Origin of the sequence: Acinetobacter sp. SWAC5 (assembly GCF_003419885.1) — a bacterium.
GTDB lineage: Bacteria > Pseudomonadota > Gammaproteobacteria > Pseudomonadales > Moraxellaceae > Acinetobacter > Acinetobacter cumulans.
In genome coordinates, this window is sequence record NZ_QUWR01000015.1 from 30,306 (window position 1) to 55,199 (window position 24,894).

18 protein-coding genes and 8 tRNA genes are annotated in these 24,894 nt (G+C 40.7%); 19 read left to right on the forward strand and 7 right to left on the reverse strand.

All coding sequences use genetic code 11. From position 1 onward, the window contains the following. Positions 1 to 22 precede the first annotated feature (22 nt). Both DYI81_RS11875 and DYI81_RS11880 read left to right on the forward strand, forming a co-directional pair. Positions 23 to 2,356: a DUF6160 family protein gene (locus tag DYI81_RS11875; protein WP_117007627.1), complete on the forward strand. Its 2,334-nt coding sequence runs from the start codon at positions 23 to 25 to the stop codon at positions 2,354 to 2,356. A 26-nt stretch (positions 2,357 to 2,382) separates the two neighbouring features. Further along, the gene (locus DYI81_RS11880) at positions 2,383 to 3,780 is read left to right on the forward strand and encodes a hypothetical protein (RefSeq protein ID WP_117007628.1); all 1,398 of its coding nucleotides are present in this window, start codon (positions 2,383 to 2,385) and stop codon (positions 3,778 to 3,780) included. A gap of 52 nt (positions 3,781 to 3,832) precedes the next feature. Here the strand turns inward: DYI81_RS11880 and DYI81_RS11885 are convergent, their stop codons facing one another. From DYI81_RS11885 to DYI81_RS11900, 4 genes are all read right to left on the reverse strand, one after another. After that, positions 3,833 to 5,548 (reverse strand): proline--tRNA ligase, encoded by a 1,716-nt coding sequence (locus tag DYI81_RS11885; protein ID WP_117007629.1) that lies wholly within the window; start codon positions 5,546 to 5,548, stop codon positions 3,833 to 3,835. Positions 5,549 to 5,644: 96 nt separating this feature from the next. Next, positions 5,645 to 8,749 carry an efflux RND transporter permease subunit gene (locus DYI81_RS11890; protein ID WP_117007630.1) on the reverse strand — a complete coding sequence of 1,035 codons (3,105 nt, stop codon included), beginning with the start codon at positions 8,747 to 8,749 and terminating at the stop codon, positions 5,645 to 5,647. Between the two features lie 23 nt (positions 8,750 to 8,772). Then, positions 8,773 to 9,900 (reverse strand): efflux RND transporter periplasmic adaptor subunit, encoded by a 1,128-nt coding sequence (locus tag DYI81_RS11895; RefSeq protein ID WP_106985075.1) that lies wholly within the window; start codon positions 9,898 to 9,900, stop codon positions 8,773 to 8,775. Between the two features lie 49 nt (positions 9,901 to 9,949). Continuing rightward, on the reverse strand, positions 9,950 to 10,594 hold the full coding sequence (locus tag DYI81_RS11900) for a hypothetical protein (protein WP_117007631.1): 645 nt from the start codon (positions 10,592 to 10,594) through the stop codon (positions 9,950 to 9,952). 289 nt (positions 10,595 to 10,883) lie between these two features. Here DYI81_RS11900 and pilG point away from each other — a divergent pair, with 289 nt between their 5' ends. The 6 genes from pilG to DYI81_RS11930 all read left to right on the forward strand — a co-directional run bounded on the left by pilG (position 10,884) and on the right by DYI81_RS11930 (position 19,492). Continuing rightward, entirely contained in the window at positions 10,884 to 11,267 is a 384-nt protein-coding gene (gene pilG / locus DYI81_RS11905) for a twitching motility response regulator PilG (RefSeq protein WP_106985073.1), read from the forward strand. A 28-nt stretch (positions 11,268 to 11,295) separates the two neighbouring features. Then, positions 11,296 to 11,664, forward strand: a complete 369-nt coding sequence (locus tag DYI81_RS11910) for a response regulator (protein ID WP_106985072.1) — start codon at positions 11,296 to 11,298, stop codon at positions 11,662 to 11,664. 6 nt (positions 11,665 to 11,670) lie between these two features. Continuing rightward, positions 11,671 to 12,207, forward strand: coding sequence for a chemotaxis protein CheW (locus DYI81_RS11915; protein WP_106985071.1), 537 nt, complete (start codon positions 11,671 to 11,673; stop codon positions 12,205 to 12,207). A 46-nt stretch (positions 12,208 to 12,253) separates the two neighbouring features. Continuing rightward, positions 12,254 to 14,326: a methyl-accepting chemotaxis protein gene (locus DYI81_RS11920; RefSeq protein WP_117007632.1), complete on the forward strand. Its 2,073-nt coding sequence runs from the start codon at positions 12,254 to 12,256 to the stop codon at positions 14,324 to 14,326. A gap of 173 nt (positions 14,327 to 14,499) precedes the next feature. Continuing rightward, a complete protein-coding gene (locus tag DYI81_RS11925; RefSeq protein ID WP_117007633.1) occupies positions 14,500 to 19,041 on the forward strand; it encodes an Hpt domain-containing protein in 4,542 nt (1,513 codons plus the stop codon). Beyond that, positions 19,034 to 19,492, forward strand: coding sequence for a hypothetical protein (locus tag DYI81_RS11930; protein ID WP_106985068.1), 459 nt, complete (start codon positions 19,034 to 19,036; stop codon positions 19,490 to 19,492). Before DYI81_RS11925 ends, DYI81_RS11930 begins: the two co-directional genes overlap by 8 nt. A 58-nt stretch (positions 19,493 to 19,550) precedes the next feature. On the opposite strand, the gene dapE is transcribed toward DYI81_RS11930, so the two are convergent. The 3 genes from dapE to DYI81_RS11945 all read right to left on the reverse strand — a co-directional run bounded on the left by dapE (position 19,551) and on the right by DYI81_RS11945 (position 21,967). Further along, positions 19,551 to 20,687, reverse strand: a complete 1,137-nt coding sequence (gene dapE / locus DYI81_RS11935) for a succinyl-diaminopimelate desuccinylase (RefSeq protein ID WP_106985067.1) — start codon at positions 20,685 to 20,687, stop codon at positions 19,551 to 19,553. Positions 20,688 to 20,817: 130 nt separating this feature from the next. After that, a complete protein-coding gene (locus DYI81_RS11940; protein ID WP_106985066.1) occupies positions 20,818 to 20,967 on the reverse strand; it encodes an entericidin A/B family lipoprotein in 150 nt (49 codons plus the stop codon). A gap of 136 nt (positions 20,968 to 21,103) precedes the next feature. Continuing rightward, complete coding sequence (locus DYI81_RS11945; RefSeq protein WP_117007634.1) at positions 21,104 to 21,967, reverse strand: DUF1853 family protein; 864 nt, start codon at positions 21,965 to 21,967, stop codon at positions 21,104 to 21,106. Positions 21,968 to 22,086: 119 nt separating this feature from the next. Between DYI81_RS11945 and DYI81_RS11950 the strand changes: the two genes are divergently transcribed. The 11 genes from DYI81_RS11950 to DYI81_RS12000 all read left to right on the forward strand — a co-directional run bounded on the left by DYI81_RS11950 (position 22,087) and on the right by DYI81_RS12000 (position 24,877). Further along, the gene (locus tag DYI81_RS11950; RefSeq protein ID WP_106985064.1) at positions 22,087 to 22,488 is read left to right on the forward strand and encodes a YbaN family protein; all 402 of its coding nucleotides are present in this window, start codon (positions 22,087 to 22,089) and stop codon (positions 22,486 to 22,488) included. After that, entirely contained in the window at positions 22,488 to 22,985 is a 498-nt protein-coding gene (gene elsL, locus DYI81_RS11955) for a cell wall-recycling L,D-carboxypeptidase ElsL (protein ID WP_171356357.1), read from the forward strand. Before DYI81_RS11950 ends, elsL begins: the two co-directional genes overlap by 1 nt. A gap of 416 nt (positions 22,986 to 23,401) precedes the next feature. Further along, positions 23,402 to 23,477 (forward strand) — tRNA-Val (locus DYI81_RS11960). A 26-nt stretch (positions 23,478 to 23,503) separates the two neighbouring features. Continuing rightward, a tRNA-Asp gene (locus tag DYI81_RS11965) sits at positions 23,504 to 23,580 on the forward strand. Positions 23,581 to 23,630: 50 nt separating this feature from the next. Next, positions 23,631 to 23,707 (forward strand) — tRNA-Asp (locus DYI81_RS11970). Positions 23,708 to 23,729: 22 nt separating this feature from the next. Continuing rightward, a tRNA-Val gene (locus DYI81_RS11975) sits at positions 23,730 to 23,805 on the forward strand. A gap of 12 nt (positions 23,806 to 23,817) precedes the next feature. After that, positions 23,818 to 23,894 (forward strand) — tRNA-Asp (locus DYI81_RS11980). Between the two features lie 23 nt (positions 23,895 to 23,917). Beyond that, positions 23,918 to 23,993 (forward strand) — tRNA-Val (locus tag DYI81_RS11985). A gap of 43 nt (positions 23,994 to 24,036) precedes the next feature. Beyond that, positions 24,037 to 24,113 (forward strand) — tRNA-Asp (locus tag DYI81_RS11990). A gap of 110 nt (positions 24,114 to 24,223) precedes the next feature. Then, a tRNA-Val gene (locus tag DYI81_RS11995) sits at positions 24,224 to 24,299 on the forward strand. A 116-nt stretch (positions 24,300 to 24,415) separates the two neighbouring features. Continuing rightward, complete coding sequence (locus DYI81_RS12000; RefSeq protein WP_106985062.1) at positions 24,416 to 24,877, forward strand: DUF2750 domain-containing protein; 462 nt, start codon at positions 24,416 to 24,418, stop codon at positions 24,875 to 24,877. Positions 24,878 to 24,894 lie beyond the last annotated feature (17 nt).

The window sequence follows — 24,894 nt, forward strand, 5'->3', positions numbered from 1 at the left end:
TTAATTGAATAAGGACGTTGAGATGAACAAAATAATAAAATTAAATCTCCTCACAGCTTGTATATGTATTGCCAACCAAAGCTATGCGCTTGAGGCACTAAGTGACCAGACACTTAGCCATGTTACAGGACAGGATGGGATCTCGATTACACAAGAGGTTTCTCGTGTAGAGGTCAAACAAGCAAACTGGATTGACTATTCAGAAGCTGGAACCAAGCCTATTAAATTAGGCTTGCATGATGTGGTGATTACGCCAACTCAAGGCAATACCAATATTGTGAGTAAAGTAAACCTCGATGTAGGTACGACTCAATTGGCTTCCAATGCTAAAGGTACAGGTATCCAGTTAAGAGCAAGTGTTTCACCATTTACGGCAGTTGCATCTAAAATTATGCTGGTGTGTGCGCCCAACTGTGCCACAAATGAAAGTGATCAAAACTTAGGAAGTTTGACCTTTTCAACCATTTCACCACTTGAAGTTTATTTGGCAACAACCAATGGCTTATTTAATCGTAATGATAAAGCTCACTTAGAGTTGAAGTTGCAAAATGCCAGTATCTCTTATGGTCAAAATGGACAAAACGTCACACTCAAAGATTTCAACTTCAATCTGACCGCTGATGGTTATATGTACATTGATCCCAAAGATGGCATTGTACTTACCACAAAATCTGCTGATGGAAAGTCGGATAATTTTGTCCAACTTGTACGTGCTGAAGATAAAAGCAAAAATGTAGATGCGAGCCGTACGGGCACAGCAACCAAGCCGGGCGTAAATATTGATGTACGTTATGGTAAAGATGGCGAACAGGGTAATGTTATTCGTTTAGGTGCTTCGGGTGCCTTAACCAATGGCCGTATTATGCTGAATGCAAATCAGAGTGGTGTTGCAAACTTTAATACTGTAAATAAGGGATTAGAAAAATCTAATACTGCAGCGACAGGATATGGTTTTGCACAAGCAGGTGGTTTGCATATGGCAATGTCTGCTGATTTTACGCGAGCAGATAGTGGTCAGACTACAGTTTCTGGTCGAACGCCAACAACATTTGAGCTCGGCCATACAGGTACGGGTAGTTATGCGATTGAGTTTTCGAACTTAACACGTCTTAATGTACGTAATTCAAGTGTAGTAGGAACACCAGTTAGCACGCAAAATGCGTATATTGATTTTGGCGATATTTACATTAATACCATAAGAACCAATTCTTTGGGCTTTATGATTAATGATCAAATTAAATCTATACTCAGTGCCAGTAGTAATGAGCTGATATATAACCCTTCGCCAAGTGCAAATCCACAAACGATGGCATTGATTGCTGTTCGTGGTATGGATTTTCAAGCGATTGCTCGTACAGCGCGATTTATTTCTGACAATAGTTTGCCAGTCAATAATGCAAATTCTGGGACTTGGGGCTTAGGTTTACCAATTTATAACCTGAATGCCAACTTAGGAATTTTTGCAAAACAATATGTGAACAAAGCAGGGGCGACAAAATCTGGTTTGGGTTATGACCTTGCTATGTCTACAGATGGTTATCGTTATGACAGCGTAACTGGAAATGCATATACCACTTCCATTTTGGTTTTAGATGGTGAAAAGCGAACCTTAAAAGACAGTAATGGCGTAATTTTGAAGGATGCGAGTGGTAATGCGCTTAAAGGAGAAGAGGTCAATTATTATGCGGGGTTGCGTAATATTGATTCTTACATCAAAGCCAATGGCGTGATTGGCTTTGAAGATAAAGAGATTTACGTTAAAGCCGATAGTTTATTAATTGCAGCCAAAGCCGAGATTGCAATTGGTCAATTACCAGGATCGCTATATAACTGTTCTGGGGCCTGTGGTACTAAAATTGTCCCAATTGATAATTTTGGTCGCAAAGATGATGTACTTGCATCGATTGCTTTTAAACTGGATGGGCAAGGTGAGTTATTTATTATTCCAGGTTTAGAAACAACAGACGGGACACCGGATACAAACTTCTTATCTTTACAAGCAAATTTTCAATTTAAACCATTAACAGATAAGAATGACCGCGGTAGTTACATCAGTTTAATTAATGAAGATGTAAAAGCTGATGGTACTGTGGCAAATGAATCGAGTATTAACCTAAATCGCCTACAGGGTGATCTTGGTTTAGAAACGCGTATTCATATGCAAAAAGACAGCGTGGTTTTGGATAACCAAGTTAAATTTAATCGCTTGTCTACAAAGACAGACACCATTACAAATGGTGCTAAAGTGTTTACAGCTGAACTGGCAATTGCACCTGCAGGGGCAATGCAAAAAATCGCAGATATAGCAATTCCAGGTGGGGTAATGCGCAGTTCAATGGGTATTACACCACGATAATTATAGTTTTACAGGGAATGACAATAATGAAAAAAATATTAGTGGCGACGATCGTCAGTAGTTTGTGGGTTTCAGGGAATGCAACTTCATTTCAAGCGCTATCGGATTCAGAATTATCTTCGGTTGATGGTCAAGCTTTACTGAATTTTTCGAAAGATAATTATACTTATACCAATGCCAACAGTGAAAAAGTTGAATTTTACAAATTGGGTTTGGGCGCAGAGATGGAGCTAAATACCAATATTAAATCGCTACAATTAGGCTGTGGTGGTGATAAGGGTGCCGGTAAATGTGATATTGATATTTCAAACCTTTCTATTAGTGGTATGCCTTCAAGTTTTGATGCCAATGGTGTGCCAGTTTATGATTCAAATGGTCGTGCGAGCACCAGTGCGAAAATCACTAATCCATTTATTGAATTTGCAATTAAAAATGGGGGTAAAGCATCCACACGTGAAGTGGTTGGCTTTCGTTTAGGTGCTGATGCGATTAGTGGGTTGTTGACGGCAGGTACTGACAATACAGCAAACCCCTCAGATGGTATTCAGTCTTTTTCAGGTTATATGAAAATGGCAGCCACCACAGGTGATGTAAATACCAAGCAGAGTACCTTTGGTGATTCAAAAACTGAAGAAATTAAAGGGAACCTTACAGCCAGTATTTTAGGCTTGAAATTTCCAAGACAATTCCAAAGTGATTCAACAGCTGCAGACAACAAGGGTGTAACAGTTCCAAGTATTAATGTGAAATTTAATATGCCAGAAACCGTCGTTTCAGGTTCACGTTTATCTGTTGCGAATGTACCAGGTATTACAGCAAGCATTAAATCTATTCCTTTGGCTGCTAATTCAAGCATGACGCAAGCGCAAAAAGATTTGTTTGCTAATGATCAGTTGTTGGTAACTTTTGATCCGATTCTAGGTTTGGCTAAAAAAGCAATTTTCAAAATGGGGGAAGGCTCAGATATTCAAAACCTCAATATGGAAATCGCATTTAATCAGTCTTTAAGTATGGTACATAATATTCCATTATCTGGTACAGGAGGGTATTTGTCCTTACAAAGTGAGACTTTGAAGTGGGCAGGTACTGAGGTGCAAGATACAGCCCAAAAAGGCTGGTGGATGTCCTTTAAAGATCCAATTCAGTTGGGCTATTTACAAGCCAAAGATCAAGTGGATATCTCGGCAGTACTACCTCAGGTGGCTAATTTAGTTTCGGACTTTTTATTAGATGAAAATAACCGAATTACAACAGGTACAGGAGAATCATTGGGGACCCTATTTAATACTCCTGTAGTGAAACTTTTAAATATTGATTTGGGTAATTATACGCAAGCGAAGCCAGCAACTATTGCTTTAAACTCGCAAATATTGCAAAACCAAACGGTTGTGTCGAACTGTTTCGGTGGTCTAAAGTTCTGTTAATCGGTGATCATAAAAAAACCCGCATTAAGCGGGTTTTTTTATTTAGAAAAAATTATTTAGCGATTTTAGCTAATAATTCTTCTTTAGTGATATTTACAGATTCAGCATCACGGCGACCTTTATATTCAAAAGTACCCGCATCCAAACCTTTTTCACCAATCACAATACGGTGTGGAATACCTGTGATTTCTAAGTCAGAAAATTTCACACCTGGACGTTCGTCACGGTCGTCTAGAATCACGTCATAACCTGCAGCTTGAAGTTCTGCATAAAGCGCTTCAGCAGCTTCAACAGTACGAGGCGATTTATGTGCATTCATTGGTACGATCGCAACTTCAAATGGCGCAATCGCTGCAGGCCAAATAATGCCTTTGTCATCAAAGTTTTGTTCAATGGCAGATGCAACAACACGGGTAACACCAATACCATAACAACCCATTGTTACAACTAATGGCTTACCATCTTTACCTAATACTTTACAGCCAAGTGCTTCAGAGTATTTTTGGCCCAATTGGAATATGTGACCAACTTCAATACCACGTTTAATTTGCAGTGTACCTTTGCCATCTGGAGATGGATCACCTTCAACCACATTACGTAAGTCATAAACTTCAGTGAATTGGGCATCACGCTCCCAGTTCACTCCAACTGCGTGTTGATCAACAATGTTTGCACCTGCCACAAAGTCAGATAATACAGAGGCTGCGCGGTCTACAATTACAGTAAGGCCTTTTTCAAACAAACCTTGTGGACCACAGAAGCCAGCTGTTAAACCGTATTGCGCCAGCTGTTCTTCAGTTGCAAATGTTAATGGTGATGCAATTAAAGGATGTTTTTCAGCTTTAATTTCATTCAGCTCGTGGTCGCCACGCAAGAATAATGCAACAACAGGAACTGCTTTGCCTTCTTCTGCTACGCCCTGAACAAGTAAAGCTTTAACTGATTGAGCTGGATCTGATTTTAGGAAAGCAGATACATCTTCAATGGTTTTTTGATCTGGCGTTGCGACCAATTCAAATGCTTTGTTTGGTGCAGCACGCTCACCAACCAATACAGCTTCAGCCATTTCTACGTTGGCTGCATAGTCTGATTCAGTCGAGAATGCGATATCGTCTTCACCGCTAGATGCAAGCACATGGAATTCGTGTGAACCTGAACCACCGATTGAACCCGTATCTGCTTGTACTGGGCGGAAGTTTAAGCCCAGGCGTGTAAAGATACGGCAATATGCGTTATACATATTGTCATAGGTTTCTTGCAGTGACTCTTGGTCAACGTGGAAAGAGTAAGCATCTTTCATAACGAATTCACGTGAGCGCATTACACCAAAACGTGGACGAATTTCATCACGGAATTTAGTTTGAACTTGGTAGAAGTTTGCAGGCAATTGCTTGTAGCTTTTGAGTTCATTACGCGCAAGGTCTGTAATCACTTCTTCGTGTGTAGGCCCAAGTACGAAATCATTGGTATGGCGGTCTTTAAAGCGAAGTAGTTCAGGACCATATTGTACATAACGACCAGATTCTTCCCAAAGTGAAGCGGGTTGTGTGACTGGCATTAAGACTTGAAGAGAGCCTGCACGATCCATTTCTTCACGAACAATCGCTTCTACTTTATTTAATACGCGAACGCCTGTAGGCAACCAAGTGTATAAACCAGAAGCTAACTTACGGATCATCCCCGCACGAAGCATCAATTGATGAGAAATAACTTCCGCATCGTTTGGAGTTTCTCTTAACGTTGCAAATAAAAAGCGGCTTGCGCGCATGAACGGTGTCCTAAAAAGATTAAGCGTTAAAGCTGAGATTATACAATAAAAAATGAGGTGTACATTTTTCAAGTCACCTCATTGTGTTGGATAAAATTATGACATGATTTTTTTAAATTGGCGCATCATAAAGATTTTAAAGTCATCTAAATAGGTGAAGATAACGGGAACCACGACCAATGTTAGGAGGGTAGAGGTAATTACACCACCAATCACGGCATGTGCCATAGGTGCACTTTGTTCGCCACCTTCACCTAAGCCGAGGGCTAAAGGGACCATACCCATGACCATTGCACTGGTCGTCATTAAAATTGGGCGCAGTCGAGTTTTACCTGCAGCAATAATTGCATCATAACGTGAAGTGCCTTCATCCATAGCTTTCTTAATGAAGTCGATTAGTAGAATCGCATTTTTGGTGACCAGCCCCATCAACATAATAATGCCAATGATGGAGAATAAGTTCATGGTCGATTTAAATAAAAATAATGCTAAAAATACACCAATTAACGATAGCGGTAGTGAAGCCATAATCGCCGCTGGATGAATAAAACTATTAAATTGTGAGCCCAGCACAATGTAGATAAAGACAATCGATAAAGTAATAGCTGTAATGGCATAACCTGCTGATTCAGCCATATCTTTATTGGCACCTTGGGTTGCAAAGCGATAGCCCGGTGGCAAGTCAAATTGATCTTCTACTTTTTTAATGTCTGCACCAATGTCACCCGCAGGTCTGCCCGCTGTATTGGCTTGTACCAAGACCTCACGTGCTAAATCACGGCGGTTAATTTGTGAGGCCCCTAAGGTTTCTTCAAAACTAGCCACTGAAGAAAGTGGTACAAGTACGGGTAAACCAGAGGCATCGGTTTTTTGTGAAGTGATATACATATTTTGTAAGTCAGTTGGCAAGCGACGAGTATTTTCGGCTAAGCGCACATTGACATCGTAGGTTTCGCCTTTCGGATCTTTCCAAGTGGTGATGTTGTCACCTGCAATCAATGGACGGACCACATTAGCGATTTGATTCACTGATAAGCCTAAGTCACTGGCCACTACACGATTAATATGTACACCCAAAGTTGGTTTTGGCTCTTTTAATGAGCTTTCTAAATCGACAATGCCATCAATTTTTGCCACTTCATGCATAAAGCGATCGGAAATTTTTTGAAGTTCATCAAGGTCGGGCCCTTTGATGGAAATCATCACAGGTTTTTGCCCGCCAGACACGGTTTCATCCGCGGAAGCCACAGAAGTAATGGTAATGCCTGCAACACTTTGCAATCGTTGGCGGAATTCATTGTTGAGCTGGGTGAGCGTTTGTTTGCGTTCAGTGCGTGGTGTAACACCTACACGAATACTAATATGGTTTTTACCACGATCTGTAACGCTATTGATTGATCCATAGGTTGAACGAACTTCTGGATGTTCACGAATAATGGCATCGACCTGTTTTAATTTGGCTTGTGAATATTGCAAGCTGGCATCTACAGGCGTTTCAAATTTAATGCGAATTTCGCCTTTATCAGGTACAGGTACAAATTCTGTCCCAATCATTTTAGATAATGCCAAGGCACCAAATAGTGACGCAACAGCAACTAAAATGGTTACAAAACGGAATCTCAAGGCAAGTTTGAGGAGCTTTTCATAATGATGACTCAAGTTATCTAATTTGCTTGAAATCCAGTTGAAAAAGCGCTGTAGGGCATTGGGCTTTTTATTTGGATTATGCTTTTCGGCCCAATGTGCAGAAAGCATCGGGTCTAATGTGAAGCTAACAAACATTGAAATCAGTACAGCTGTACTTACAGTCACACCAAATTGATAAAAGAAGCGACCAATAATCCCGCCCATGAAAGCCACTGGTAAAAACACGGCAACGATCGTCAGTGTAGTCGCTAATACGGCCAAACCAATTTCTTTGGTACCATCTAATGCAGCAGTCACATGGTCTTTGCCCATATCAGCATGACGCACAATATTTTCCCGAACCACAATCGCATCATCAATCAATAGGCCAATACTGAGCGATAAGGCCAGTAGAGTCATCATGTTGATGGTGAAGCCGAAGGCCCAAATAAAGGTTAAGGTGCCAAGTAATGCAATAGGTAAAGTCAGACCTGTAATGGCTGTAGAACGGAATGAGCCTAAAAACAGTAAGACAATAAAGATGGCTAAAATGGCGCCTTCTACAATTGTGCGCGCGACATCTTTAATACTGCCACGAATCCCTTTGGAAGAATCAACAACAATCTCAGCTGTTGTGCCTTCTGGCAATTGGGTTTTAATACGTTCTAATGTTTTACGAGTATTATCCACGACCTGAATAACATTCGAGTCAGAGCTTCTTAAAATATCAATAGCCACGGCAGCTTTACCATTTAGGAAAGCGCTGGATTCCATTTCTGCTTGGCTATCTTCAATTTTGGCGACTTGCTTTAAAAAAATGGGCGCGCCATTTTTATTGGCAATCACCAAGTCACCAAAAGATTGCGGGTGGATTACACGCGATTTAATTTCGACGACAAGTTCAGAGGTGGCTTGATCAAGCGTACCACCAGGCACTTCAATGTTTTCATTTTTTAAGGTATTCAAAACCTTATCAATACCAATACCAAAACTTTGCAGTTTTTGAGGCTCAATTTGAATACGGATTTGGCGTTGTGAGTCACCCAACAGGTTAACAGTCCCCACACCACTGACTGTTCTGAGCTGCGGTACGATACGTTGATCTAAATAGGAGCTTAGGTCACGCAGAGACATATTTTTAGATTCAAATACAATCGACATGACCGCACTAGCCGTCGGGTCATAGCGTTCTACAATGGGGTCATCAATTTCATCACGAAATTGAGCACTGACGGGTGCAATTTTGTCGCGAATATCTTGCGCTGCAACAGAGGAGGGCACATCTAAATTAAATTCAACGATAATTGTTGATAACCCTTCACTAGATTTAGAAATAACCTGTTTTAAACCAGAGATGGTGTTGATCTGATCTTCCATTTTCTTGGTAATTTCAGATTCGACCGACTCTGGAGATGCGCCAGGATAGTTGGTATAGACCACCACGAAAGGAAAGTCGACATCTGGAAACTCTTCGACGCCCATGCGTTGCCATGATGCGAGCCCTAAGACCATCAGACAGAACATCATCATAATGGTGAATACAGGGTATTTGACACTAATTCGGGTGAACCACATAACCGCTATCCTGCTTTGTTATTTTAGTTTTTGCTGATACTGACATCTTGTCGGATTTGATTGTCGCTAAACTTGACGCGACTTACGAGATCGCTATCTTCTAAGCCTGTTACCACAGCAATATTGGTGCTGTAGCGCTGTTCTAAAACTTTTATGCTGGCCTTAGCAATTTTATTTTGACGCACGACCCAAACATAAGGGTTATTATCGAGGTCTTGTACAGTATTCAGTGGAATTAATTGCCCCGAAACTTGATCTGAACCTAAAATTTGGCCTTCAACAAATGCACCAATACTCAAAGAAGTAATGGCTTCTTTGGGTTGGGCAAAAAATTCAATTTGACGGCTGGCAGGATCGGCAATCGGTGAAATTCGACTTAAGGTTGCATTCAATAGGTTATTGTTGCCTTGAATACGATATTCAATGGCTTGGCCAAGTTTTAATGCTGACTGCGAATCGCTTGGTAGTAGTGCCTGAATTTCTAAGTGTGCTGGATCGATAATTTCAAATAAAGTTGCGCCCGCAGCGACTGTTTGACCAGGCTCAACTTGACGCTTGGTAATTACACCACTGATTGGACTGGTAATTGTGCCGTCCTGATCTGCTTTACGCGCAATGTTGACATTGGCTTGTTGCGCATTGGTATTTTCTAATTGCGCTTGGTAATCCACTTTGCTTTGTTCGTATTCTACTTTTGATACAAAGCCCTGTTGTAATAAGCGTTCTTTACGTTGCACCATAAGGCGGGCTTGATTGGCCTGTGCTTGAGCTGAAGCTAAATTGGCCTGTGCTTGGGCAAGACGTGCTGCATTGTCTTGATTGTTAAGGCGGACCAGCACTTGACCTTTTTGCACAGTTTGACCCACTTGGGCATTCACTGCAGTAGCTGTTGCCGTAACTTGAGCTTGAATCGTACTTTGATTTACAGCACGAATAGTGCCTGTAAAAGTGGTCTTGCTGACAGAACTGCCATGTTGAATGCGCACTAAATCCTGCTGAATAAGTTCAACTTTAGTGATTGGTTTTTCAGTGGCAACGGGTTCACTTTTTTGACATCCGACGAGAGCAAGGCTTAAGCAAATTAAGCCAATTGAAGCTAAGCGCGCTTGTAATGTAAGTGGGGTATACGTTGAATGCTGTGCTGATTGCATAATCGTCCTTTATATTCAGCTGTCAACAGAAGCAATTGAAACTGCAAAATTATTCCATTGCTTTTAAGCGGGTGATAATTTTGTCGTATTCGGCTGCTGTATTTCGATAGCGCGTTTGTAAAGATTGAATATCTTGTTTTTTCGCTACGATATTTTTTTGGTTATTATTCAAAATACTTTGTAATTGTGCAGGTACAGGTTGCCCTTTACGTGAGTATTCACGTTCTTGACGAACAAACATAATACGGTCTTCCTGTAATTGCTTTAATTGTTGTTGTTGGAAAACAAGTTGTTTCGAAATTCCAGTAAGTATTTCTTTCTTTTTTTGACTTGCTACACTGCTGTTATTATAAGCACTTTTTAGTTGTGTGTCTGCGGCTAATTTTTGGGCAGCCACGGCGCGCTGTGGCGCTTGCTTAATATCTGCTTCTGCATTATAAGGTCTATTACGCTTAATCACTTGCATATTCTGATCAAGTGCTTCATAGCCGTAACGAATATGGTTAGGTGTAACATTGGTGCTTACATTTGCAACACCTTTACTATCATAATAACGAAACCAAGTTGCTTTTTGAGGGAGATTAGTCGCAAAAGTAAACGGAGTTAGTGATACCAATACTAAGACTAAAATGAGTTTCTGGGTCATTTTTTTATAAGCAATATAAGAGTGATTTACGCTAAACTGACTTCGCATTGGGCTCCCCAATATAAAGTTGACTAAATTACTTATTTTTAAGTAATAATAGTGCTATATTAGACTTAAAATAGAGAATTAAAAACTATTCCAAGTTAAAAATAAATTGTTGGTCATCGGAAAGTGTGAAGCTGTTAATGGTATTGAAAAATACTGTGTGCTTGAGCAGAAAATGTTCATTGAAAATGAAAGTAAATATATGTTAAAAATGTTAACAACTGTTAACTAAAAGTAACTGCGAATAAAATTCCAGCATTCTATATATCCATATTTTGGGAAGGGTCTTTAAATGGACGATAAATTTCAAAATCTAAAAGTCATGGTAATTGACGACTCAAAAACTATTCGCCGTACAGCAGAAACTCTTCTTCAACGTGAAGGTTGTGAAGTTGTGACTGCAGTAGATGGCTTTGAAGCCTTGTCAAAAATTGCTGAAGCAAATCCAGACATTGTGTTTGTTGATATTATGATGCCTCGCTTAGATGGCTACCAAACATGCGCATTAATTAAAAATTCGCAAAATTATCAAAATATTCCAGTCGTAATGCTGTCAAGTAAAGACGGTTTATTTGATCAGGCGAAAGGCCGTGTCGTGGGTTCAGACGAATACCTAACAAAACCATTCAGTAAAGATGAATTATTGAATGCGATTCGTAACCACGTAACTGCTTAATTAGTTTTATTTTTTATTGGGGAAAGGCATGACACGTATTTTGATTGTAGATGATTCACCGACAGAAACATTTCGATTCAAAGAAATTTTAGGCAAACATGGCTTTGAAGTTCTTGAGGCGTCAAATGGTGCAGACGGTGTAACAGTCGCACAAGCAGAACTTCCGGACCTCGTCCTCATGGATGTGGTCATGCCAGGTGTAAACGGTTTTCAGGCAACTCGTCAAATTGCACGTGGTTCAACAACGAAGCACATTCCAATTGTGATTGTAAGCACAAAGGACCAAGCAACAGACCGTGTTTGGGGTAAGCGTCAAGGCGCATGTGATTATTTAACAAAGCCTGTAGACGAAAAACAATTAATTGATGTGATAAAACAGCACCTCAATGCAGGATAAAGCTCTATGGCAGCAAATGGATTTATCGAATTGCTTCGAATTGCGAAACGTGGAAATAAAAACTACGTTTCAACTGAGAATGAAGTCAACCGATGGTCAGGCATTGCTTTTGAGATGATGGGGCAATATTTTGTTGCTCCTTTAGGTGAAGTATCCGAAGTGATCTATCCGCCTAAGTGTACGCCAGTTCCAAACACTCAATCATGGGTGCAAGGTTTGGCGAATATTCGGGGACGTCTACTTTCAGTTTCAGATTTGGCTCAATATATTACGGGTCATAGAAGTAGCTATACTCCGACTCAAAAAGTTTTATGCATTAGTCATAATGATCATTATGTTGGTTTGGTCGTTGATCAAGTTTTGGGTATACAGCATTTTAATAAGAAGAGTTATTTTTCTAAAGACGCTGAATTAGGCAGTAATTTACAAGAATATTGTCAGGGATATTTTCACCAGCATAACCAGCAGTGGCATGTCTTTTTATTCAGTCGTTTATTGCAAAATCCAAAATATATGAACGCATCTATAAAATTTATAAATTAACTGTCACGCATTTAACGAATGAAGACGTAAATCGGGGAGAAGCTGAATGGGCTTTAAACTTAAAAAGAAAAATACAGGTGAAAGCGCAGGCCGTCCAAGTGGCAATGCTTTATTAGCTAAGATTCAATCACAAACAGATCAGTTATCGCGTGTATTTGGTGATAGTGAAAAGTCAAAGCCATTGATTTACGGTGCTGTTGGTTCACTGGTACTGGCAACTCTGATTTTATTTTACCTTTTCTATAGCGTTCCTCGTAATAACGAACTTACGCGTAGCCTAGGTGAATTACGTCTTCTTTCACAAACCATTTCGCGTCAAGCAACAGAAGCAACCGCTTCTGGTACGCCTGAAGCAATGAAAAAATTAACTGAATCTCAAGAAAGTTTTGCTAAAAACTTGGAGACAGTTACTGATATTCATGCGAATACTGATTCACTCAAATCTGTAGAATCACAATGGAAAACAGTATCTTCAAATATTGATTTGATTTCTTCGCAACAAAAAATCATTAATCAACTTTATGATACGAACATTGCAATCGGTGAAACGATTCCGGGTATTCAGGCTGAATACAACTTGATGGTTGACCAAATGGCGCGTCAAGACATGCCATCTAACCAGGTTGTAATTGCAAAAAACCAAGTATTCATTGCGGAACGTATTTTACGTTCGATCAGTTCTGTACTTACAGGTTCAGACAGCTCACGTGAGTCTGCAGATGACTTTAGTGCCGATACAGAAACATTCGGTTCATACTTAAATGCACAGCTTAATGGTAGTGCAGAATTAGGTGTGCAACGTATTGAAAATGCTGAATTACGTGAATCACTAAAAGGCATTAAGTCTGAATATGATGATGTACTAAAATCAGCTGCAGCGACGATCTTGCAGAACTCACAACAAATTGTGAAAGTACGTCAAGCATCTTCATCAATTTTTGCTGAATCAGACAAACTATTAGATAGCTTAAATGGTTTGAAATCAGGTTCAGGTTGGGCAACAGTTTTACCTGCATTGCTCTTAATTTTAACGTTAATTGCCTTCTTGATTTGTGTATTCAAATTACTTTCTTTACGTGGTCAGTCAGATAAACAACGTGTAGGTCGCTTACAAGAAGAATATGACCGTAACCAAAACGCGATTTTACGTTTACTTGACGAGATTGCCGACTTAGCAGACGGTGACTTACGTTCATACGCAACAGTATCTGAAGACTTTACGGGTGCAATTGCCGACTCGATTAACTTCGCGATTGATCAGTTACGTGACTTAGTATCGCGTATTACAGAAACATCAGAAGAGGTTGCACAATATACGGCAAATACGCAGGGTATTACCAACCAGTTAGCAGAAGCTTCTGAGCATCAGGCACAAGAGATTGCAGGTGCCTCTGCCGCAATTAACGAAATGGCACTGTCAATTGACCAAGTATCTGCCAACGCTGAAGAATCAGCAGTCGTTGCGGAACGTTCGGTACAAATTGCTGCCAATGGTGCAGACGTTGTAAACCGCTCGATCGAGGGTATGGACACGATTCGTGAACAGATTCAAGAAACATCTAAACGTATTAAACGTTTGGGTGAATCTTCTCAAGAGATTGGTAACATTGTTGCCTTGATTAACGATATTGCCGACCAAACGAACATCTTGGCATTGAACGCAGCAATTCAGGCGTCGATGGCGGGTGAAGCTGGTCGTGGTTTCGCCGTGGTTGCCGACGAAGTACAGCGTCTAGCTGAACGTTCAGCATCTGCAACAAAACAGATTGAAGGCCTTGTAAAAACCATTCAAACGGATACAAACGAAGCCGTAATCTCAATGGAGCAAACAACTGCCGAGGTTGTACGTGGTGCGAACTTGTCTAAGGATGCGGGTGTAGCCCTAGACGAAATTCAAACGGTATCGAACAGCTTGGCAAAACTGATTGCAAACATTTCGGATGCTGCAAAACTTCAGGCTGCTTCAGCGGGTCATATTGCTACAACGATGAACGTTGTACAGGAAATTACGTCGCAAACAACGAGTGCAACATTCGATACTGCGCGTTCGGTTTCTGAATTGGCAAATATGGCCGAAACATTACGTGACTCTGTATCTGACTTTAAACTTCCAGACTAAAGTTAGCGCGCTTTGGGGAAAGGCATACCGTGCAATTGAGCAGGGTATGCCAATAAGAAACAGACTAAGCATCGGCAAGATGAACTTAACTTTTTCTAAAGTTAAGTCTCGCGTGATGGTCACAATTAAGTTTGAGCACCCTTCTTGGTGGCAAAACGTAAGAAGCCTTAGCTATGAAAGAAATATTAAAAAATTTAGTCGAAACGACAACGCTTCCTGAGGATAGCTATCTCGATCAAGATGCAGAAATTTTAGAAATTTTTGTTGAAGAGATCGAGGAGATTTTTGGCGAGCTTGATAATTTATTATCTGATTGGCTGGACAAACCGCAAGATAAAGACTTGCTCACGACAATTCGTCGCCATTTCCATACCTTAAAGGGTTCTGGTCGTATGGTGGGCGCAAAGACGGCGGGTGAGGCGGCATGGACAGTTGAAGATACTTTGAACCGCGTTATTGGTGGTTCGCTTACGCTTAGCCCAACGATTCAACATTATGCTCAAACGGTTTTAAATGTTTATCAATATAAGCTGTATCCAAGCTTTAAAAATGTCACCGAGCTGACGGTTGATTTGCGTCCGATTGTCCTTTTAGGACAACAATTACAACAAGGTCTAAGCCCAGAGCCAGCATTACAAGAGCTCTTAGGTTTGGCAACTCGCTTAAAGTCCTCTTCGGATGTCACAGGTCTAGAGCTTGATACAGTTGAGGCAGTTGAAACAACAGAATTTGTAACACCTGATTTGGCAGCGATTGAACTTCCTGCTGAAGATAATTTAATTGCAGAAACAGTTGCGATCTTCATTGAAGAAGCAGAAGAGCATCTGCAGACAATTGAAAACTTCTTGAAACAAGAAGATACCAAACATCAAGATTATAATGCCTTAATCCGTGCGCTACACACTTTGCGTGGTAGTTCATCAATGGCACAAATCGATCAAATTTTTGAAGCAAGCTCTAAAGTTGAAAATTTATTCAAAACACAGCTTCAAGAAGAAATCGGTTCGACTTCAAAAGAAACTGCATTGCTGATTCAGTACTCTGAGTTTGTACGCGACTTTTTACATACCTTACGTAAGGGTGAAACAAGCCAGTTAAATGCAATTTACAATACCTTCAATGATGCATGGAATGATTATGGTTTTGCATCTGAAAGTATGGAGTCAGATATTCAACCACAAGGTTTAGTATCGAAACTCATTGAATTAAATATTGATTTGTTATTGGATGCTGAGTTTGAGTTTGATACGCGAGCTAAAGCTGAATTCCCAGAATACTTAGAAACACTGAGCACGCAAGCAGATGAACTACTTGCACATACTGATAATCGTGCCTCTGTGGGAATTCATCAGTTTACCACTGAGCTAAAATCAGGCTATGACAATCTACGTCAAAAACCGCAACTGTTAAATCTGGATTATGCTTATGAGTTATTTGCTCAAGCACATCAAGAATTTATTCATTTATTTGATACCTTGGCTGCAGGTCAGCGTGTAGTATTATCAGATGAAGCACAAAAGTTGCTGAGTGATTTAACTGCATTTGTACAACAAGATATTGAAGATACAGCTGAAAGTAGCAATGTATTGTCTACATTAAGTGCGAAAGTTGAAATTGCACCAAGTAGTGCCTCAACAGCTGTAGAGTCAAGCAGTCTCCATGTTCCTGCGCCTGCTGAAACCAGCACTGCAGGTATCGATTTTGCGACCTTAAGTCAAAAATTAGCTAAAGATCAAGCCAAGCATCAATCTACAGACTCAAATACTGACTTTGATCCAGATTTGCTTGAAATCTTCCTTGAAGAAGCTGATGAGTTATTGTCGGGTATTGATAGCGACTTAAATACTTGGAATAAAGATCTAACAAATACAGGATCTTTAAATAATTTAATGCGCTATTTGCATACGCTGAAAGGCGGTGCAAACATGATTTCAGCGACCAATATTGGCTTAATTGCACATGAACTTGAGTCTATTTACGAACGTGTAATTCGTGGTCAGATGCAAGCTACTGTGCCATTGGTACAAGTCATTCGTTTGGTGCAAGATGATCTTTCAGATCGTATTCAAACGATTCGTGATGTGGGCGTAGACTACGCTGCGACTGAAGCTGTTGATATCCTTACCCATATCCAAAGCATTGTTGAAGGTCAGGTCGAATCAAGTGCGACTGTGGCAAGTACTCCTGAAGTTGTGGACATTGAGGTGCACCCTGCACCAGTCGAAGACAGTCCAGTCATTGAATTTGAAGTACCAACTGTTTCAATTGAAGCGATTGAATTTGAAACACCTGCTGTGATTGAACCAGTTGCTCAAGTCATCGAGCCAAGTTCTTCAGTAGCAAGTGCTTCTACATCGGTGGACGATGAACTTCTTTCAGTGGTGGAAGAAACCTTTCTGGAAGAAGCTGAAGAGATTCTGGAACAAGCTGCTGAGTTATTAATTCAATGGTTTGATCAGCGTAGTGACCGTAGTATTTTGCTTCAATTACAACGTGCAGCCCACAGTATTAAAGGTGGCGCGCGCATGGTTGAAAATGAGCCAGTCGCGGCTGTTGCTTATCAGTTGGAAACAACGTTTGAGCAATTCGCGGTTCATCATTTTAACTCAAACGCTTACGACGACTTACTACAAACAACACTCAGCTGGTTGAAGCAAGGAATCTTCGAAAAAGATTACAGCAACTTCGATAGTATTAAACGTAGTTTAGAGTCGATTGAATACGTCGATGTAACGGCACAGTTGCCAAGCCGTCGCAGTGTGGATGGTCAAGGTTCAGCAACACGTAACTTTGAATTTATTCAGGGTGATGGTGTAGAGCCACCTTCTATGCAAGGTGAATGGACAGATACATTAGCCACTGATAATAGCAATGAAATGATTCGTATCTCAGCTGATTTGGTTGAGAAGATGATTGACTTGTCAGGCGAAAACTCAATTAACCGTTCGCGTATTGAGATGGATCTGGGGCAATTGGGTAATACGCTCAATGAGATGGAATTGGCGATTAAGCGTTTAGCTGACCAGCTACGTCGAATGGACGGTGAGCTTGAATCACAAATTCTTGCTAAGCATGGTACAGAAAACTCACGTTATGCTGATTTTGACCCATTGGAAATGGACCAATATTCATCCTTAAACCAATTGTCAAAATCATTGGCCGAGTCTGCATCGGATTTGGTGGACTTTAAGAGTACGCTGTCCGAGAAAATCCGTGATACAGAAGGTTTGTTATTACAACAGTCACGTATTCAGGCAGAAATTCAAGAAAGTTTAATGCGTACTCGCTTGGTTCCGTTCTCACGGATGTTACCTCGTTTACAACGTATTGTGCGTCAAACCTCAACCACCTTAAACCGCCCAGCGGAGTTGGTGGTGCAAAACACCGAAGGTGAATTAGACCGTACGATCTTAGAGCGTCTGGTTACGCCTTTCGAGCACATGCTTCGAAACGCGATTGACCATGGTCTAGAGGAAACGACAGATCGTATTGCGTTGAATAAGCCTGAGGTGGGTCATATTGTTCTGAACATTAGTCGCCAAGGTACAGACGTTCTTGTGTCATTTAGCGATGATGGTAAAGGGATTGATGAGAGCAAAATTAAAGAAAAAGCGCTCAGCCAAGGTTTAATTAAGGCCGATCAAGTACTCGACAAGCAAGAAATTTTGCAGTTAATTTTCCATCCTGGTTTTAGTACCGCGAAGGAAGTAACCCAAATTTCTGGTCGTGGTGTAGGTCTGGACGTAGTACAAAGTGAAATCAAAGCTTTGGGTGGTCATGTGAGTGTTGAGTCTGAATTGGGCAAAGGCACGACCTTTACGATTCGTGTACCAACCACAGTGGCTGTAAGTGATGCCTTGATGGTGAAAGTGGGTGATCAACAATTTGCGATTTCGTTGGCACAAATTGACCGTATTGTACGTATTGGGCCATCAGCTTTAGAAAGCTATTTCAATAGCAAGGCAGATACATTCAAAATTGATAATGAAAATTACAAGTTACGTTATCTATCTGAATTTGTGTCAAACCAGCCAGTACCACGTTTAAGCAGTGTTTCTCATTCATTGCCTGTACTTTTAATTAAAGGAAACAGTGGTCAAACGATTGCATTATTGGTTGATCAATTAATTGGTTCGCGTGCTCAAATTGTGGTGAAACCAATTGGTCAGCAGTTCTCTAATATTGGAGCAATTGCAGGTGCTACGATCTTAGGTGATGGTCAAGTTTGTTTGATTTTAGATGGTCAAAATATTGCTCGTCAGATTCAAACAACGCAGCGTCTTAAACATGTGTCTGATTCGCGTGATCTGAGCCGTCATGGTAATGCACGTCGTCTTGTGATGATTGTCGATGACTCCGTAACGGTACGTAAAGTAACGTCGCGTCTGCTTGAGCGTCAAGGCTATGACATCATTACCGCTAAAGATGGTGTGGATGCGATTGAACAGCTTGAAAATGTAAGACCAGACTTGATGTTACTGGATATCGAAATGCCACGTATGGATGGTTTCGAAGTAACCAACTTGGTTCGACATCACGACATCCACAAAGAATTGCCAATTATTATGATCACATCGCGTACGGGTGAAAAACACCGTGAGCGTGCGTTCAGTTTGGGCGTCAGCCACTATATGGGTAAACCATTCCAAGAAGCGGAATTGCTTGCTAACATTGAAGCGTTGATTGCCGAAAAACAGGAGTTGATCTATGACTGAACAAACTTCGGTGAATACAGTAACTGATAAAATTAATCAGCAAGAATTACAGCATTTAATTACTGTTTCTACAGGGTTTATTGATGCTTATATTATTGAATGTCATGGTAAAGAGCCGATGCTTTTACCACAAAACATCATTTTATCTGCACTAGACAGCGAAACCAAAGTGCAATTCGTGCAATGGCATGAATTGAAACTCCCTGTATATGCGGTCAACCAACCAGAGCGCAAATCTGGTGTAGCATTGGTGATTGAAGGTGAAGACGTACAGCAACGTTTTGCATTGATGTGCGATGAAATGCCAAAAACGATTCGTTTACGTATTTCTGAAATTGTAGATGAAGATAAGACTTTAACCGATCCTGCAATTTTCCAATATGTGCGTATGGGGGAGAAAGTTTTTCATATCCCAAATATGAACTACATACAAACGCAGCTTCAATCCTAATGTCATGAGGCATAAAAAAAGGAATTCTACGGAATTCCTTTTTTGTTTTATGTAAAAATTAAACAGCCAATAAGCCTTCTAAAATTTGTTCATAAATTTCAGCTAGAGGCTCGAGATCGGCCACATTTACATGTTCATTGATCTGATGGATTGTGGCATTTAATACGCCTAATTCGAGCACCTGAGCGCCAGTAGGAGCAATGAAGCGACCATCAGATGTTCCACCACTGGTTGAAAGCTCAGTCTCAACACCTGTCACATTTAAAATGGCAGTTTTGGCAGCATTGACCAACTCGCCCACAGGAGTGAGGAAAGGTAAGCCAGACAGTGTCCATTCAATGTCATATTCTACATTGTGACGGTCTAAAATTTCTAAAGTACGTGCCTTTAACTCTTCTGCAGTGACTTCTGTTGAGTAGCGGAAGTTAAATAATGACGTCATAGTCCCAGGTACAACATTGGTTGCGCCTGTGCCAGAGTTAATATTTGAAATTTGGAATGTCGTAGCAGGGAAGTATTCATTGCCATTGTCCCAAACAGTTTCACACAGTTCTGCAATCGCTTTAGATGCCGTATGAATTGGGTTCACTGCAAGGTGTGGGTAAGCCACATGGCCCTGTTTGCCTTTAACTGTTAATTTGGCATTGAGTGAACCACGACGGCCATTTTTAACAATGTCACCAAGAGTATTTGTGCTCGATGGTTCACCCACCAAACACCATGTCATTTTTTCTTGGCGTGCTTCAAGTGTTTCAATGACTTTGACCGTACCATTAATAGATGGGCCTTCTTCATCCGAAGTAATTAAAAAAGCAATAGAGCCTTTATGGTTAGGGTGCTTTGCAACAAAGCGCTCAGAAGCAACGACCATTGCTGCCAAGGCAGTTTTCATGTCAGCACTACCACGGCCATACAGTTTACCGTCGCGAATTTCGGGTTGGAATGGATCTGAACCCCAAGCATCTAAATTACCCGTAGGTACAACATCGGTATGTCCTGCAAAACAAAACACAGGAGATTCAGTGCCTTTACGTGCCCAAAGATTATCTACGTCGTCAAAACGCATATTTTCAATCTTAAAGCCAATATTTTCCAAACGTTCAGCCATAATGTTTTGGCAGCTGTGGTCTACTGGCGTTACTGAGGGTTGACGTAAAAGCTGTAGGCTTAGATCGAGTGTCGCTGATGAAGTCATGCTGAATCTTTAAGTCAAAAATGTCGCAATATAATAGGCGAATCCTGACGATAAGGAAAATTTAAACATAAAAAAACCCTATTTAAATAGGGTTTTCAATAATCAGCCGATTAAGCCGATTTTATTCGCATTAATTGCGACGAATTTCATCAGAAGTGCGCTCTGCTGTGCCTGTTACAGCTTGCCCAGCCTTAGATACGTCTTGACCCACACCCTTTACAGTATTACAGCCAGCTAAAGCAAAGGCTACAAGAAGTGAAGCAGCAATAATTTTCTTCATGTGTTTCTCCAGTTTTACGAATAATAAATTTTCTCCGTAAAATTAGATTAAAAAATACACTGCGTGAAAAGTATGCAATTTTTATAGGTGTTCGGTAATTAAATGTAATAAAAACAAATCTCGAGCTGTTTAAAATTCAACCCGAATGGGTTTGTAATAAATTTGGTTGACGATACATATAGTAATTTTCTTGATGTGATTGCTTATAAAGACCATCCGTCCACCAGTATGCAGGGATACTGCTAAGCGCTGCGTGTGCACAGATCCATTCATGACGTTGCAAGCGATAATACTGCTCTGTTGTATGGGGAATATAATGCCCCCAGCGACCAATTCTACGCGCTGGATTGACCCAATCGGGTAATTCATGTGATTTATCTACGGGTAGATAAAGCTGTCCTTTGAGCATGCAGTATTTACGTTGTATGCGGTGTTCTAAAGCGTCGTTAAATTGAAACTGCTTTTGTGTGAAATGATGGAGCTTTCTACTGAGTGTGTCACTGCGGTTGAGACCATACCAAGAGGGCAGTGAACAATCACCTTCAGTAAGATAGTATTTGAGCGCAATTTCCCAATGTTCAATTTCTTGGGTTTCTAAGTTGCGAAGGACAAAATCAAGTTCGCCTAGCGTTTTAGGGCCATCAATTTTTTGAATGCTGTGTCCAATTAGTTCGTAATGATGGTAATCACGATCAAGTAGCCAAAACCAAATCAACATTTCAAAGCGCAGGCCAAGACGGGTACTTTTGAGTTGGTGTATAAAATCTAATAATTCAGTTGGGTCTTTATCTAAAGCCTCTAAGCGCGGTATATAGCGCGTATAGTGCTGTTGCCAGATAAGATCATCATGCAATTCAAATTGGTGTGTAAGTGCGAGCTCTGGTGGAAGTTGAGTTAAAATATTTGGACTAGCAATGCTAAAAGCCAGTTGTCTGACACAGGGCAGCTGATAGCTTAACCATGGCTCAAAATAGCAAGACGGCAATGAGATTTGAGTCATGGTGGCCTAGGCCTCAATATAAGAATAGCATCAGTATGCTATGACAATAATGCAGAATTGCAACGGTGTAGCTTAAAAAACGCTTTATACTAAGCGTATTGTACGAATTGGGTCTGGGTATGAAAACGTTGTTTTGGCGAAGCTTAGTGTTGATCTTTGTTCTATTGGGCTTCATCGGGGCACTTTTACCTGGAATGCCAACAACAGTATTTTTGATATTAGCGGCATGGGCGGCCTCTAAAGGTTGGCCACAGATGGATGCATGGCTGTTAAATCATCCTAAATATGGCGCAACGCTTCGTGCATGGCGAGAAAATGGCACAGTGCCACGTAAAGCAAAGTGGTTCGCATCGATCATGATGTTTATAAGTGCAGTGGTCATGCTGTTTACCAATGCACCTTTGGCCGTCAAAATATTTACCGATGTAACCATGCTGGCGGTTGCCATTTGGCTATGGCTACGTCCAGAACCTGAATCACGTGCTAAAACCACAAAAATTGAAACAGAGAAAGCGCCATGATGGAATTTAGTCCAGATCAAGTTGACGTTGTGATTGATTTAGATCAGCAACGTTTAAGCCTACCCAAATTCAATAAAAGCTATCTTATTTCGAGTGGTAAAAATGGCATAGGTGAAACTGAAAATAGTGGTAAGACACCAAGAGGTTGGCACCGTATTGCGGAGAAATTTGGTGCAGACATGCCACAAAATACAGTTTTTAAAGCACGCCAAGCCACGGGTGAAATCTATAGTCCTGCTTTAGCTACGCAATATCCTGAACGTGATTGGATTTTATCCCGCATTTTATGGTTGGCGGGTTTAGAGGCTGGTTTTAATCAAGGCGAGGGATGTGATACCTATCAGCGCTATATTTACATTCATGGTACGCCGGACACAGAACCGATGGGAGTTCCTATTTCACATGGCTGTATTCGTATGCGCAATACAGATGTGATGGAATTATTTGAATTGATCCCAGTTGATGCGACCGTATATTTAAAATCAGCACAAATCTGATGGTATATGCACGACTCATCTATTTATGAAATAAGCGAAATGCTTAAGACAAGCGTTATAGTTTTCATTAATAGCAATTCAATTGATGGCCTAAATTTAAATAGCAAGTCCAAAAATGCTTTTTAAAAACAACGTTGCTTAAAAATGATGCGATTTTACAGTGAAAATTGAATATCACGCTAAATAAATATACCGTGAAGGCTAGTCGATATAAAATAAAAAGCATTTTTATGTGCATTCATTACATGAAATGAATGCATTGAATTAAAAAATAAGCAGAAAATGTTGATTTTTATAGCAGATTACTTATTTTTTAATCAGTCAAACATAAAAAGTGGAAAACTGGCATAAAAGCGTTTGACACTGGGTGAGGATTCTCTATAATGCACCTCATCAAGCGATGAAGTGCTTTGAAAGGGCGCTTAGCTCAGTTGGTAGAGCGTCTGCCTTACAAGCAGAATGTCGGCGGTTCGATCCCGTCAGCGCCCACCAAACTCTTTCATTGTTAGATTTATAGTGCAGCGGTAGTTCAGTTGGTTAGAATACCGGCCTGTCACGCCGGGGGTCGCGGGTTCAAGTCCCGTCCGCTGCGCCACTTTAAATCTAAAAACATCGTTTGATCCGCAATAGCGATATTGTGTAAGTGCAGCGGTAGTTCAGTTGGTTAGAATACCGGCCTGTCACGCCGGGGGTCGCGGGTTCAAGTCCCGTCCGCTGCGCCATTTACACAGTTTAGCATATTGAGGGCGCTTAGCTCAGTTGGTAGAGCGTCTGCCTTACAAGCAGAATGTCGGCGGTTCGATCCCGTCAGCGCCCACCAGATTCTTGTGATGCAGCGGTAGTTCAGTTGGTTAGAATACCGGCCTGTCACGCCGGGGGTCGCGGGTTCAAGTCCCGTCCGCTGCGCCATTCCTAGAATCAAAACCCTTAAAGGGCGCTTAGCTCAGTTGGTAGAGCGTCTGCCTTACAAGCAGAATGTCGGCGGTTCGATCCCGTCAGCGCCCACCATATATCTTTAAGGTATAATGTGCTTCCTCGGAAGTAACGTGATGCAGCGGTAGTTCAGTTGGTTAGAATACCGGCCTGTCACGCCGGGGGTCGCGGGTTCAAGTCCTGTCCGCTGCGCCATTTATCTTAAAATATCTTAAATTCCTGAGATTTAAGATGTTTCAAATACCAAGACTACAAATTTCGTTTGTCTTGCGTCATAAAAACAACAGCGTTGTTTTTATTCCTCAGGGCGCTTAGCTCAGTTGGTAGAGCGTCTGCCTTACAAGCAGAATGTCGGCGGTTCGATCCCGTCAGCGCCCACCATATTTTCTATATATCTCAATTTAAATATTATTAAGCGCACTGCTTTGATATTGCCTATTGCATAATTTTTCCATAAAATCCGTAATGTATAATAATTTTAATTTGTATGGACAATAATGAGAAATCCTTATCAGCGCAAGGCCGCGTCTAAAACACAAAATACAACTTTTAATCCTCAAGATATTTATAAACAATTTATTGAACACCTTGTTGGTCAGGGCAATTTAATCGCACTGTATCAAGATGGCTGGGCTTTGTGTGCAACACCAACAGGCCAAAAAGCATTTGCTGTGTGGCGTAATAAAAGTTTGGCTAAACTGCTGATTAAAGACAATTGGGCAAAATACGAAATTCAAGAAATTTCACTTAAAGATTTTATTGAAAAAGTCATTCCTTTTTTACGTCAAGAAAATACTGCTTTGTCGCTGGATTTAACACCAGAAGGGCAGAATATTTTGGTTGCCCCTGAAAAAATGTTACTAGATTTAAAAAATTATTTATATCAGGTATATACGCAGCGACCAGAAGTCTTTAAAGAAATGGACTTTCCTTTACCGCGCAATATCCGTTTAAATTAATTTTATAGCAAGCCAAT

Bases quoted from the DNA above. Each gene is read 5' to 3' on its own strand.
- DYI81_RS11920 (WP_117007632.1), top strand. From the start codon at position 12,254: ATGGGCTTTAAACTTAAAAAGAAAAATACAGGTGAAAGCGCAGGCCGT.
- DYI81_RS11880 (WP_117007628.1), top strand. From the start codon at position 2,383: ATGAAAAAAATATTAGTGGCGACGATCGTCAGTAGTTTGTGGGTTTCA.
- DYI81_RS11885 (WP_117007629.1), bottom strand. From the start codon at position 5,548: ATGCGCGCAAGCCGCTTTTTATTTGCAACGTTAAGAGAAACTCCAAAC.
- DYI81_RS11875 (WP_117007627.1), top strand. From the start codon at position 23: ATGAACAAAATAATAAAATTAAATCTCCTCACAGCTTGTATATGTATT.
- DYI81_RS11895 (WP_106985075.1), bottom strand. From the start codon at position 9,900: ATGCAATCAGCACAGCATTCAACGTATACCCCACTTACATTACAAGCG.
- elsL (WP_171356357.1), top strand. From the start codon at position 22,488: ATGGAATTTAGTCCAGATCAAGTTGACGTTGTGATTGATTTAGATCAG.
- DYI81_RS11900 (WP_117007631.1), bottom strand. From the start codon at position 10,594: ATGCGAAGTCAGTTTAGCGTAAATCACTCTTATATTGCTTATAAAAAA.
- DYI81_RS11910 (WP_106985072.1), top strand. From the start codon at position 11,296: ATGACACGTATTTTGATTGTAGATGATTCACCGACAGAAACATTTCGA.
- DYI81_RS11940 (WP_106985066.1), bottom strand. From the start codon at position 20,967: ATGAAGAAAATTATTGCTGCTTCACTTCTTGTAGCCTTTGCTTTAGCT.
- DYI81_RS11915 (WP_106985071.1), top strand. From the start codon at position 11,671: ATGGCAGCAAATGGATTTATCGAATTGCTTCGAATTGCGAAACGTGGA.
- DYI81_RS11925 (WP_117007633.1), top strand. From the start codon at position 14,500: ATGAAAGAAATATTAAAAAATTTAGTCGAAACGACAACGCTTCCTGAG.
- DYI81_RS11950 (WP_106985064.1), top strand. From the start codon at position 22,087: ATGAAAACGTTGTTTTGGCGAAGCTTAGTGTTGATCTTTGTTCTATTG.
- pilG (WP_106985073.1), top strand. From the start codon at position 10,884: ATGGACGATAAATTTCAAAATCTAAAAGTCATGGTAATTGACGACTCA.
- DYI81_RS11930 (WP_106985068.1), top strand. From the start codon at position 19,034: ATGACTGAACAAACTTCGGTGAATACAGTAACTGATAAAATTAATCAG.
- dapE (WP_106985067.1), bottom strand. From the start codon at position 20,687: ATGACTTCATCAGCGACACTCGATCTAAGCCTACAGCTTTTACGTCAA.
- DYI81_RS11945 (WP_117007634.1), bottom strand. From the start codon at position 21,967: ATGACTCAAATCTCATTGCCGTCTTGCTATTTTGAGCCATGGTTAAGC.
- DYI81_RS11890 (WP_117007630.1), bottom strand. From the start codon at position 8,749: ATGTGGTTCACCCGAATTAGTGTCAAATACCCTGTATTCACCATTATG.
- DYI81_RS12000 (WP_106985062.1), top strand. From the start codon at position 24,416: ATGAGAAATCCTTATCAGCGCAAGGCCGCGTCTAAAACACAAAATACA.